Origin of the sequence: Cupriavidus sp. KK10, from assembly GCF_018223725.1 — a bacterium.
GTDB lineage: Bacteria > Pseudomonadota > Gammaproteobacteria > Burkholderiales > Burkholderiaceae > Cupriavidus > Cupriavidus necator.
The window spans coordinates 4,486,294-4,499,354 of the sequence record NZ_CP073677.1; the positions used below are offsets into that span (position 1 = coordinate 4,486,294).

Genomic DNA, 13,061 nt, shown 5'->3' on the forward strand with positions numbered 1-13,061 from the left:
AGAGTAATCATGGCAACCCTGACAGGTAGCAACGGCAGCGACAGCATCAGCGGCACCACGTCCGCCGACACCATCCTGAGCGGCAATGGCAATGACTACGTCAGCGCCGGCGATGGCAACGACTATGTCGATGCCGGCAACGGCGACGATATCGTCGAAGGCGGCAGCGGCGACGACACGCTGCTGGGCGCCAACGGCAAGGACCGCGTGTTCGGCGGGCTCGGCAATGACAACTTGTCGGGTGGCAACGGCACCGACGCGGTCTATGGCGGCAGCGGCGATGACGTGATCGGCAGCATCGACGGCTCGTCGGCGCTTTACACCGGCGACAATGGCGGCGATACGCTGTATGGCGACGGCTACGACAGCTACGCCGACTACCTGCTCGGTGCCGGCCATGAGTCAGCCCGGCCGGGTAACGACCGCATCTATGGCGGCAACGGCGACGACCTGATCTACGGAGACAACGGCAACAATGCCGCCCTGGGCGGCGATGACATCATCGCCGGTGGCAACGGCAAGGACACCATCTACGGTGAAGGCGGCAACGACAAGATCTCCGGCGGGGCAGGCGGCGATACCCTGAGCGGCGGCAGCGGCGCTGACGTCTTTGTCTATAACGCCGTCTCCGACTCCACCGCGGCCGGCATGGATGTGATCACCGACTTCCAGCGCGGCGTGGACCACCTCGACTTGCGGCCCGTGCTGGGCGACACTGGCTTTGAATGGGGTGGCCGCCAGCCCACGGCCCACGGCGCCTGGTTCCAGCAATCGGGGGGCAATACCTATGTCTACGTGGATGTCGACGGCAATCCCGTCACGGCGGAAATGGTCATCAAGCTCAACGGCCTGCACGAACTGAGCAAGTCGGACTTCGCTGGCTACGACAACCATGCGCCAACGGCAGTGGCCGATACCCACGCGATCGGCGAGAACAACTCTCCGAATCCGATCACCGGCAATGTGCTGTCGAACGACAGCGACGTCGATGCGGGCAACGTGCTGGCCGTGGCCAATCCCGGCACCTATGCCGGCCAGTACGGCACGCTGACGCTCCACACCGACGGCAGCTACAGCTATGAGTTGGACAACGGCAATGGCCAGGTGCAGGCATTGCGGCAGGGCCAGCAAGTCCAGGACACGTTCAACTATGAGGTGTCCGACGGGCAGGCCGGTGCGGCTTCTTCGCTGAGCATCCGGATTACGGGTGCCAACGATGGAGCCACCATCACGGCCTCAGCCAGTGAAGACAAGGCGGTCACCGAAGCCGGCGGCGCAGGCAATGCTGAAACTGGCGACGCATCCGCCAGCGGCAAGCTGACGGTCACTGACGTCGATACCGGTGAAGCACACTTCGCCGCGGTGGCGCCGGAGAGCCTGGTCGGGCAGTACGGCACCTTCGCCTTCGACAGCAACACCGGCGCCTGGAGCTATACGCTGGACAACACCAAGGCCGATGCGCTGATCGCGGGCCAGCAGGTCAGTGATTCGCTGACGGTGTCCTCCGCCGACCAGACGGCGCAGCAGATCATCAAGGTCGACATCACCGGTGCCAACGACCACGCCACCATCTCGGCCTCGGCCAGCGAGGACAAGGCAGTGACCGAGGCCGGCGGCGCAGGCAACACCGATCCCGGCGACGCATCCGCCAGCGGCAAGCTGACGGTCACTGACGTCGATACCGGTGAAGCGCACTTTGCCGCGGTGCCGCCGGAGAGTCTGGCCGGGCAGTACGGCACCTTCAACTTCGACAGCAACACCGGCGCCTGGAGCTATACGCTCGACAACACCAAGGCCGATGCGCTGATCGCGGGCCAGCAGGTCAGTGATTCGCTGACGGTGTCCTCGGCCGACCAGACGGCGCAGCAGACCATCAAGGTCGACATCACTGGTGCCAACGACCACGCCACCATCACAGCCTCGGCCAACGAAGACAAGGCGGTGACCGAGGCCGGCGGCGCCGGCAACACCGATCCCGGCGACGCCTCCGCCAGCGGCAAGCTGACGGTCACTGACGTCGATACCGGTGAAGCACACTTCGCCGCGGTGGCGCCGGAGAGCCTGGCCGGGCAGTACGGCACCTTCAGCTTCGACAGCAACACCGGCGCCTGGAGCTATACGCTGGACAACACCAAGGCCGATGCCCTGATCGCTGGCCAGCAGGTCAGTGATTCGCTGACGGTGTCCTCCGCCGACCAGACGGCGCAGCAGACCATCAAGGTCGACATCACCGGTGCCAACGACCACGCCACCATCTCGGCCTCGGCCAGCGAGGACAAGGCAGTGACCGAAGCCGGCGGCGCAGGCAACACCGACCTCGGCGACGCATCTGCCAGCGGCAAGCTGACGGTTACCGATGTCGACACCGGTGAAGCGCACTTCGCCGCGGTGGCGCCGGAGAGCCTGGCCGGACAGTACGGCACGTTCAACTTCGACAGCAACACCGGCGCCTGGAGCTATACGCTCGACAACACCAAGGCCGATGCCCTGATCGCGGGCCAGCAGGTCAGTGATTCGTTGACGGTGGCTTCGGCAGACCAGACGGGGCAGCAGATCATCAAGGTCGACATCACCGGTGCCAACGACCACGCCACCATCTCGGCCTCGGCCAGTGAAGACAAGGCGGTCACCGAAGCCGGCGGCGCAGGCAATGCTGAAACTGGCGACGCATCCGCCAGCGGCAAGCTGACGGTCACTGACGTCGATACCGGTGAAGCACACTTCGCCGCGGTGGCGCCGGAGAGCCTGGTCGGGCAGTACGGCACCTTCGCCTTCGACAGCAACACCGGCGCCTGGAGCTATACGCTGGACAACACCAAGGCCGATGCGCTGATCGCGGGCCAGCAGGTCAGTGATTCGCTGACGGTGTCCTCCGCCGACCAGACGGCGCAGCAGACCATCAAGGTCGACATCACTGGTGCCAACGACCACGCCACCATCACAGCCTCGGCCAGCGAGGACAAGGCAGTGACCGAAGCCGGCGGCGCAGGCAATGCTGAAACTGGCGACGCATCCGCCAGCGGCAAGCTGACGGTCACTGACGTCGATACCGGTGAAGCGCACTTTGCCGCAGTGCCGCCGGAGAGCCTGGCCGGACAGTACGGCACCTTCAACTTCGACAGCAACACCGGCGCCTGGAGCTATACGCTCGACAACACCAAGGCCGATGCGCTGATCGCGGGCCAGCAGGTCAGTGATTCGCTGACGGTGTCCTCGGCCGACCAGACGGCGCAGCAGACCATCAAGGTCGACATCACTGGTGCCAACGACCACGCCACCATCACAGCCTCGGCCAACGAAGACAAGGCGGTGACCGAGGCCGGCGGCGCCGGCAACACCGATCCCGGCGACGCCTCCGCCAGCGGCAAGCTGACGGTCACTGACGTCGATACCGGTGAAGCGCACTTCGCCGCGGTGGCGCCGGAGAGCCTGGCAGGACAGTACGGCACCTTCACCTTCGACACCAACACCGGGGCCTGGACCTACACGCTCGACAACAGCAAGGTGCAGTTTCTCGCCGCAGGCCAGCATGTGACCGACTCGCTGTCCGTGCAATCGGCCGATCTCACCGCCACCCAGGCAATCACAGTCAACATCACCGGCGCCAACGATGCTGCTGTGAACGCCATGCCCACGGCACAGGTAGTCAACGAAGACGCGCCGCTGGTATTCAGCACCACCAATGGCAACGCCCTCAGCATCTCTGACGTGGACAACGGCAGCCATACCGTGACGCTCAGTGCGACCTCCGGCACGATCAGCCTGAACGGCTTCGCGGGGCTGCAGTTCCTGGCGGGCGACGGCACCTCGGACAGCACCATGACGTTCACGGGCAGTGACGCGGCGATCAATGCCGCGCTGAACGGCCTGCGTTTCGTCGGTGACAAGGACTATGCGGGCGCAGCCACGCTGCAGATGCAGACCAGCGATGGCGCCTCGGTCGATAGCGACTCGGTCGCGATTGCAATCAATCCGGTCAATGACGCACCAGTGGCGGCAGCGGACGTGATCTACGCCTCGAACAATACCAACGGCATCCTGATCCCTGTCAGCGCACTGCTTGGCAATGACGGCGATGTCGATGGCATGGCCTTGTCGGTGATTGCGCTGGGGTCTGCCACGGGCGCGGTCAGCAACCTGGCGTTCGCGCCGGGGACCAATAACAGCTACGTCATGTTCAACACCGACAACGGGGCGTCGGGCAGCTTCAGCTACACCATTTACGATGGTGCGGGCGGCACCAGTACGGCTACCGTCACGGTCAATGTCTCGTCGACCAACGGGTCGGCCGACGTGTCGCTGGCGGGCCTGAACTACCAGGCTTCCTACCTGGATGGCGGCAGCAACTCCGATGCGCTCACGGGCGGCGCCACCGGCGACGTCTTTATTGGCGGCAACGCCGCCGATACGCTCAAGGGCGGCACCGGCGACGACGTGCTGCGCGGTGGCATAGGCGACGACACGCTCGACGGCGGCACCGGCATCGACATGCTGGACTTCTCGGATGCGAGCGGCGCTGTCACCTTTACCCTGACCCAGAGCGGCAGCGGCACCCTCGTCAACCTGACCAGCGTCGGCCTGGACCGGGATACCTACAGCAATATGGAGGGCGTGATCGGTTCGCGCTTCAGTGACACACTGACCGGCAGCTCGTCCGGCGACATCATTCGCGCCGGCGCGGGCAATGACACCATCGACGGCGGTGCAGGCATCGATCTGCTGGATTTCTCCGATGCCACCGGCGCGATCTCGCTCACTCTGACACAGAGCAGCAGTGCCACGGCGCTGAACCTGGTTGCGGTCGGCCTTGGCACCGACAGCTACAAGAACATGGAAGGCGTGATCGGTTCGGCTTTCAACGACAACCTGATTGGCTCGAGTGGCATCGACGTGCTGCGGGGCGGCGCCGGCGATGACAACCTGACTGGTGGCGGCGGCAACGACACCCTGATTGGCGGTGCGGGTGTCGACACCCTCACCGGCGGTGCAGGCAGTGATACGTTCGCCTTTCTCCGGGCCGACTCGGCCTCGGTGGACAAGGTCACCGATTTTGACCGGGCGCCCGTGGCCGCGGGCGGCGATGTGCTGGATTTGTCCGACCTGCTTTCCGGCGTCACCGTCACAGCTGCCAATGCCGGGCAGTTCATTCGCCTGTCGGAAGTCGATGGCAACACCGTCGTCAGCCTGGATCGGGATGGCAGTGGCACGGCGGCTGCATTCCAGGACGTGGCGGTGCTGCAGGGCGTGGTCGGGCTCGATCTCAACACGTTGTTGAGCAACGGCAATATCCACACCGCCTGAGGCGTGCGATCGGTGGCGGATTCAGAGAGGGAAATGCAGGGCAGCAGTAAAGCCGGAATCCGGCGCAGTTGAAAACCATAATAAACGGGTAGCGCACCGCTTCCCGTCTCACGCAGGCGCCGGCCAGCGTGATACGCGGCAGCGGGTGCGCCCGAGTGGGGGAAGCATGACAACGACATGGTGCCGGCTGGCACATGTACTGCTATGGGCCGCCATGGTGGTGCCGCATCACGCGGCAGCCCAGGCGCTGCGCCAGGCAGTCGAGCAAGCCGTGCATACCAATCCCGAAGTGCTGGCGGCGGGCAGCCGCCGGCTGGCCGCGGACGAGGGGCTGACGCAGGCGCGCGCCGGTTACCTGCCGCGGGTCGATGTCAATGCCGCCACCGGTCGCGTACGCCTGGACAGCCACAGCACCCGGCTGATGGGCCTGTCCGACTCTTCCTATGCCAGTCATGCGGCCGGCGTTACGATCTCGCAGATGCTGTTCGACGGCTTCGCCACCAGCAGCGATGTGGAGCGCCAGGGCGCACGGATCGACGGTGCGGCCTACCGGGTCGGCGCGACTGCCGAAGACATCGCGCTGCGCACGGTCGGCGTCTATGTGGAGGTCCTGCGGCGTCAGGAAACGGTGGTCATCGGCCTGGCCAATCTGGAAGCGCACCAGCACATCTATGACCAGATCCGGCTTGGCGCCGACAACGGGGTGCTGCGCCGCGCCGATCTCTATCAGGTCGAAAGCCGCCTGGCGCTGGCCAAGGCCAGCCTGCGGGCGGAGCAGGGCAGCTTGCAGGACGCCATGACAGCCTACTTGCGCGTGGTCGGCGCGCCGCCGGAGGCCTTGTCCAGGCCGGACTCGCTGTCGACGCTGCTGCCTGCCACCGAACGGGAGGCGCAGCAGGTGGCAAACGCCAATCACCCCGCGCTGGGTGCTGGGCAGGCCGATATCGCCGAAGCCCTGGCCGGACGTTCGCTGGCCAAGTCCGCGTTGTGGCCAAGGCTGGATCTCGAGGTCGGCGTGGCGCGCGACCGCGACCGCGTGCTCGGCACCACCGACGAGCGCAGCGTGATGCTGCGCGTGCGCTACAACCTGTTTCGCGGCAACGCCGACAAGGCGCGCATCAACGAGGCCGGCTACCAGGTCCAGGAAGCAGAGCAGAACCTGGACCGGCTGCGCAGGCAGGTGCAGGAGGCCGTATCGCAGGCCTATAACGCCCACCTGACGGCGCAGGACCGGCTGGTGAGCCTCAAGCAATACGTGGAGGCCAGCGACGCCACGCGCGTCAGCTACGGCAAGCAATTCCGGATCGGGCAGCGCAGCCTGCTTGACCTGCTGAATGCCGAGAACGAGTACTTCAGCGCCCGCACGGCCTATGTGACCGGCCAGTACAACGAACTGGCCAGCCAGTACCGCATCCTTGCCGGCATGGGCTTGCTATTGGCGACCCTGCAGGTGCCGCCGCCTCAGACGGGGATGGTGCAGGTGGGGCAGCGGGCAGCGCCGCCGGTGGGACAGAGGTAGGGGGGGACGGTACCGGGCAATCCGGCAGCCATGCTTTAGCCGCCGGCCACCGGAGATCCTGACCCGGCCCGCATCAGCCGGGCACAGCCTCTCCCCGCAATCCCCGCATCCGATACTCTCCCGGCGCCACGCCGGTCCATTTCTTGAAGGCCCGGTGGAACGTGCTCGGCTCGGAGAAGCCAAGCCGCAGCGCCACGTCCTGCAGCGTCATGCCGGGGCGCTCCATCATGCCGATGGCCACGTCGCGGCGCAGGCTGTCCTTGATGCTCTGGTAGCCGCTGCCCTCGTCGCGCAGCCGGCGGCGCAGCGTCTGGGGCGTGAGCCGCAGCACCTGCGCCATCTGTTCCAGCGACGGCAGTTCGTCATCCAGGTGGGAACGCAAGTGCTGCCGGATACGCTCGGCCAGGCAGCTGTTGTCGCGGTAGCGGATCAGCAGGTTGCGCGGCGTCTCGCGCAGGAACGCGCGCAGGCTGGCGGCGTCCTGCATCACCGGCAGGCGCAGGCTGGCGGCATCGAAATGCAACACGGAGACAGGCTGCCCGTAATGTACCGCGGTCTTGAAGACGCGCTCGGTCTCTGGGCCGCCCTGCGACGGCGCGGCGCTCAGGTCGACCCGCGCCAGCGGGATATGGCTGGCGACCAGCCAGCTGAGCAGTGCGTAGGCATGGAACACGAAAGTCGATTCGGCAAAGCTGCGGCAGGCCGAGGCCGGCGCGCGCGGATGCAGCACCACTGAGGCGGTCTTGCCGTCGGCGCTGACATGCAGGCGTGGCGCGAAGGCGTCGATATGCAGCCGGTACAGGCGCAGCCCGGCGCGGATGGCGTCTTCCAGCGTGGCGCAATGGATCAGATTGCGGCACGCCTGCGCAAACACGCCCGGGGTCACGGGCCGGTCCAGCAGCCCCCACAGTTCATCGCGCATGACGCGGCGTAGCGTGCGGATCAGCGCCGCGTACTGGCCCTGGGTGACGCGCGCATTGGGCGAGGCCAGCAGCGCCGGTGAAATTCCGGCCCGGCGTAGCAGCGCGGCAATGTCGTGGCCCAGCCGGTGCGGGCCCAGCAGAATGTGATCCACATGCTGGATCGCAATGGTGTGGCGCGCCGAGGCCTGTGGCGCGGCCTGCGCCGGGGTCGCCGGGGCCTCGGCACAGCCTGGGACATGGCCGTGCCCGAGCGCCGGCGGCAGTGCGCTGCCGGCGAGGTGCAGCTTGCCTGGCACGGGCGGGCGCAGCGATGACAGGACAGCGGTATGCATGGGTCTCCTCATCACGGTGACGCGTCGGCGCCGGCACCGCGGAACGGCTGGTTCCGCGGGCGTTCCCGGACGTTTCGCCACATCGTCTCGCCACCTTAGCAAGCCGCGACCGCGCCGCACAATCGGGATTTGCCAAAGGCTGCCTTCCATCTGAGCGATTCGGCCAATCATTTTGGCCTGTCTGGTCATTGTCCACGCACCGCAGCATCGCGCACTCTGCGGCTGATACCGATACAAGGCCGGCGCACCGGCCCGGACGGGACCAGAAACGGGGCAAAGACCCGTTCCCGCCTCAGAAAAAGACAATGGAGACAACACATGCAGGCAGATCGTCGTAGTGCGTTGTGGCGCTTTGGCGCCGGGTTGCTGGCCGTGGCCGGGGTGCTCGGTGCAGGTGCCGCCTTCGCCCAGGGGCAATTCCCATCGAAGACGGTCCGGCTCGTCGTGCCATACCCGGCCGGCGGCGCCACCGACGTGCTGGCGCGTGCCATTGCCGACGGGCTTGGCAAGGCCTGGTCGCGCCCGGTGGTGGTAGAGAACCGCCCCGGCGCGAGCAGCATGATCGGCTCCGAGGCCGTGGCCCGCGCCGAGCCTGACGGCCATACCGCATTGCTGACGATCACCACCCTCGTGCAGGCACCCAGCCTGTATGCGAAGCCGCCGGTGGACCCGGTCAAGGACTTTGCCGCGGTGTCGGAGCTGGGCACCACCAACCTGGTCTTTGCCGTGCACAACTCGGTGCCGGTCACCAGCCTGAAGGAATTCATCGAGCTGGTCCGCGCCAAGCCCAGGCAGTTCTCCTACGGCTCCTACGGCACCGGCTCAAGCGGCCACCTGTACGGCGAGATCTTCAAGGAGTCCGCCAAGCTGGACATGGTCCATGTGTCATACAAGGGTGAGGCGCCGGAGCTGAACGACCTGCTGGGCGGCCAGGTGCCCGCCGCCATCATCTCGGTGATGGGCGCCAAGCCGCACAACGCCTCGGGCCGCCTGCGCGCGCTGGCCGTGACCGGCGGCGGCCGCTCGCCGCAGTTGCCGGATGTGCCGACCTTTCGCGAAGCGGGCGTTGCCGGCATGGACGGGTTGGGATGGTTCGGCCTGTTCCTGCCTGCCGCCACGCCCCGGGCCATCGTCGACAAGTACTCGGCCGACGTCAATCGCGTCCTGACCCAGCCGGACATTCGCAAGCGCATGAACGACATGGGCATCGTCCTGACCGGCAGCACGCCGGATGCGTTCGCGCAGACCGTCCAGGCTGACTACGCGCGCTGGGGCAAGGTCATCCGCACCAACAACATCCGCCTGGACTGAGTTCTTCCCGACTGACCCGTATCGATTGCTGCAAATGAAGCCTGCTACAAGTACCAATCAGCCGTTCCGTTCCCCCGCCTGGCCGCCCGGCCTGCCGGCCGCGCTGCATACGCCGCGCACCAGCCTGTTCTACAACGTCGAGGCGGCGGCGCACCGCTATCCGGACAAGACCGCGATCCAGTATTTCGGCACCGCGATCTCCTACGCCCAGCTGCAGGACGAGATCGAGCGGATGGCGGGCTACCTGCAGCAGGCCTGCGGCATCCAGCCGGGCGACCGGGTGCTGCTGTTCAGCCAGAACTGCCCGCAGTTCATCATTGCCTACTACGCGATCCTGCGCGCCGAAGGCGTGGTGGTCCCGGCCAACCCGATGTGGCTGGAGGTCGAACTTGCCCATGTGGTGCAGGACAGCGGCGCGGTGGCGGCCTTTGCCGGCAGCGAGCTGTACCAGCGCGTGGCGCCGCTGCACGGCCCGGCGCTGCGCCATGTGATCCTGCACGACTATGCCGGCATGCTGCGCGACGACGGCGGCCTGGCGGTGCCGGCCTGGCTGCGCGAACCGCTGCCCGCGCCGCAGGCTGCGCCGTCCGGCGCGATGCCGGTGGCCTGGGACGCGGCCAGCGCCGCCGGGCACCGGCCGCTGCCGCACCAGGCCGGCTACGACACGCTGTGCATGCTGGCCTATACCTCCGGCACCACCGGACATCCCAAGGGCTGCATGCATAGCCACGGCACGCTGATGACCGCGGCGGCCGGATCGGTGATCTGGCGCGGCGCCACACCCGAATCCGTGGTGCTGGCCGTGGCCCCGATGTTCCACCTGCTGGGCATGCAGAACTGCATGAACTCGCCGCTCTACCTGGGCGCCACCGTGGTGCTGATGCCGCGCTGGGACCGCGCGCTGGCCGCGGACCTGATCGAGCGCTACCGCGTCTCGGTCTGGGGCGCGCCGCCGGCGATGATGGTGGACTTCTTCTCCCAGCCGGGCATCGATGCGCGTGACCTGTCGAGCCTGGCCTACGTGGGCGGCGGCGGCGCGGCCATGCCCGAAGCGGTGGCCAATATGCTGCAGGAGCGTTTCGGCCTGCCCTACGTCGAGGCCTACGGCATGACCGAGACCGCGGCCTTCATCCTGTCCAACCCGCGCAACCAGCCCAAGCGCGAATGCCTGGGCATCGCCACCTTCGGCGTGGACGCGCGCGTGGTCGATCCCGAGACGCTGCAGGAACTGCCCCACGGCGAGACCGGCGAGATCGTGGTCCACGGCGGCCAGGTGATGCAGGGCTACTGGCACAACCCGGAAGCCAACGCGGCCACCTTCATCGAGATCGGCGGCAAGCGCTTCCTGCGCACCGGCGACCTCGGTTTCATGGATGAGGAAGGCTACTTCTTCATGCGCGACCGCCTCAAGCGCATGATCAACGCGTCCGGCTACAAGGTCTGGCCGGCGGAAGTGGAGAACCTGCTGTACGGGCACCCGGCCATCCACGAAGCCTGCGTGATCGCCGCCCGCGACCAGCGCCGCGGCGAGACCGTCAAGGCCGTCGTGGCGCTGCGCCCGGAAGCGCGCGGCACGGCCGAAGCCGACCCCGAACGCATCATGGCCTGGTGCCGCGAGCATATGGCCGCGTACAAGGTGCCGCGCATCGTCGACGTGGTCGATGCGCTGCCCAAGTCGGCCACCGGCAAGATCCTGTGGCGCGCCTTGCAGGAGCGCGAGATGCAGGCGGACAACCCGAGCGCGTGACGCCAGCGGCGAATTCAGCAAAGAGAGAGACAGCATGCAGCAAAGCAGACGCAACTGGCTGGCACAGGCCGGCACCCTGGCCGGCGCGGCCATCCTCGGCGGCGCGGGCAGCGCCTTCGCGCAGCAGCCGTATCCCGGCAAGCCGATCCGCATGATCGTGCCGTACCCCGCCGGCGGCGGCACCGACACCGTGGGCCGCCTGATCGGCCAGCGCCTGGCCGAAAGCCTGGGCCAGCCGGTGGTGGTGGAAAACAAGCCCGGCGCCAGCGGCATGCTGGGCAACGACACCGTCGCCAAGGCGCCGGCGGATGGCTATACCATCCTGCTGGCGATCACCGCGCTGATCCAGTCGCCGGCCCTGTACAAGCGCACGCCGTACGACGTGGCCAGGGACTTCACGCCGGTCTCGCTGATCGCCAAGTCGTCCGATCTGTTCGTGGTGCCCAACCGCGTGCCGGCCAGCAATATGCGCGAGTTCCTGGCGCTGGCCAAGGCCGGCAAGCTCAGCTATGGGTCCTACGGCAACGGCACCTCGTCGCACCTGCACGGCGAGTTGCTCAAGCAGCAGGCAGGCATCGACCTCGTGCACATCCCTTACAAGGGCGCGGCGCCGCTGATGAGCGACCTGCTCGGCGGCCAGGTGGACAGCGCCTTTGTCGATGTGACCTCGGCCAACCCGTACCTGGGCAGCAACAAGTTCAAGATCCTCGGCATCACCGGCACCCAGCGCTACAAGGCGCTGCCCAATGTGGCGACCTTCACTGAACTGGGCCTGCCGGGGTTCGAGCCCAACGGCTGGTACGGGCTGTTCCTGCCGGCCAATGCGCCCAAGGATGTGACGGCGAAGCTGGCGGCCGAGGCCGCGCGCATCGTGCGCCTGCCCGAAGTGACGCAGAAGCTGGCCGGCATGGGCCTGCAGCCGGTCGGGTCCACGCCGCAGGAACTGGCAGCCGTGGTCACCGGCGACACCCCCAAGTGGGCCAGGATCGTGCGAGACGCCAATATCCAGCTCGACTGAAACCCGCCCCCCTGGAGCCCACCGATGGAAACCATCCGCTTTGCCGTCGAGGACGGCGTCGCGACGCTGACGCTGGACTCGCCGGCACGCAAGAACGCGCTGTCCTTGCCGATGCGCGACGAGATCGGCGAAGTGATTCGCCGGGTACGCGCCGACGACAGCGTGCGCGCGCTGATCCTGACCGCGGCCGGCACCGATTTCTCGTCGGGCGGCGACATCAGCTCGATGCAGGTCGAGATCAACGCCGAGCAGGGCCGCAAGCGCCTGCACAAGGTGCACGGCTGGCTGGAAGACCTGATCCAGCTCGACGTGCCGATCATCGCCGCGGTGGACGGCGCGGCCTATGGCGCGGGCTTCAGCCTGGCGCTGACGGCCGACATCATCCTGGCCACGCCGCGCGCGCGCTTCGGGCTGCCATTCCTGCGCATGGGGCTGATCCCCGACTGTGGCGTGCTCTACACGCTGCCGCGGATGATCGGCCTGCAGCGGGCCAAGGCGCTGATGTTCTCGATGCGCGAGCTGAACGCCCAGGCCGCGCAAGACCTTGGCATCGTCATGGAAATCGTGCCGGCGGACAGCCTGCAGGAACGCGCGCGGGCGCTGGCGCAGGCCTTCACCGAGGCCTCGCCGGTGGCGGTGGGCCTGACCAAGCAGGCACTGAACGCCTCGCTGAATCAGGACCTGCACACCATGCTGGCGATGGAGGCGGACGGGCAGGGCATTGCCTTCTCGACCGCCTATCGCCGCGAGGCTGCCGACCGCTTCATGGCCAAGCAGCCGCTGCGCTACCGCTGGCCGGACTGAGCGGCGGCGCCGGTCATGCTGCCCCGCAGCATCCGGCTGCCGTCGTTTACTTATATAGGCGGGCGCCAGCCGGACGGCGTCGCGCGCCTGTTTTTCCTCTCGTTTA

General features: G+C 67.1%; 7 protein-coding genes. 6 read left to right on the forward strand and 1 reads right to left on the reverse strand.

The genetic code is table 11. The annotated features are described in order from the left end of the window. Nucleotides 1–9 precede the first annotated feature (9 nt). Both KB879_RS20940 and KB879_RS20945 read left to right on the forward strand, forming a co-directional pair. Nucleotides 10–5,301: a VCBS domain-containing protein gene (locus KB879_RS20940; RefSeq protein WP_211979711.1), complete on the forward strand. Its 5,292-nt coding sequence runs from the start codon at nt 10–12 to the stop codon at nt 5,299–5,301. Between the two features lie 166 nt (nt 5,302–5,467). Further along, nucleotides 5,468–6,820 carry a TolC family outer membrane protein gene (locus KB879_RS20945; RefSeq protein ID WP_153955474.1) on the forward strand — a complete coding sequence of 451 codons (1,353 nt, stop codon included), beginning with the start codon at nt 5,468–5,470 and terminating at the stop codon, nt 6,818–6,820. Nucleotides 6,821–6,893: 73 nt separating this feature from the next. On the opposite strand, the gene KB879_RS20950 is transcribed toward KB879_RS20945, so the two are convergent. Continuing rightward, a complete protein-coding gene (locus KB879_RS20950; protein WP_211979712.1) occupies nt 6,894–8,075 on the reverse strand; it encodes an AraC family transcriptional regulator in 1,182 nt (393 codons plus the stop codon). 318 nt (nt 8,076–8,393) lie between these two features. Between KB879_RS20950 and KB879_RS20955 the strand changes: the two genes are divergently transcribed. From KB879_RS20955 to KB879_RS20970, 4 genes are read left to right on the forward strand one after another with little or no spacing between them, the layout of a single operon-like run. Further along, entirely contained in the window at nt 8,394–9,386 is a 993-nt protein-coding gene (locus KB879_RS20955) for a tripartite tricarboxylate transporter substrate binding protein (protein ID WP_013952337.1), read from the forward strand. 34 nt (nt 9,387–9,420) lie between these two features. Next, on the forward strand, nt 9,421–11,133 hold the full coding sequence (locus tag KB879_RS20960) for a long-chain fatty acid--CoA ligase (RefSeq protein WP_153955475.1): 1,713 nt from the start codon (nt 9,421–9,423) through the stop codon (nt 11,131–11,133). 34 nt (nt 11,134–11,167) lie between these two features. Further along, complete coding sequence (locus KB879_RS20965; RefSeq protein WP_153955476.1) at nt 11,168–12,151, forward strand: tripartite tricarboxylate transporter substrate binding protein; 984 nt, start codon at nt 11,168–11,170, stop codon at nt 12,149–12,151. Between the two features lie 24 nt (nt 12,152–12,175). Next, nucleotides 12,176–12,955 carry an enoyl-CoA hydratase/isomerase family protein gene (locus KB879_RS20970; RefSeq protein WP_211979713.1) on the forward strand — a complete coding sequence of 260 codons (780 nt, stop codon included), beginning with the start codon at nt 12,176–12,178 and terminating at the stop codon, nt 12,953–12,955. Nucleotides 12,956–13,061 lie beyond the last annotated feature (106 nt).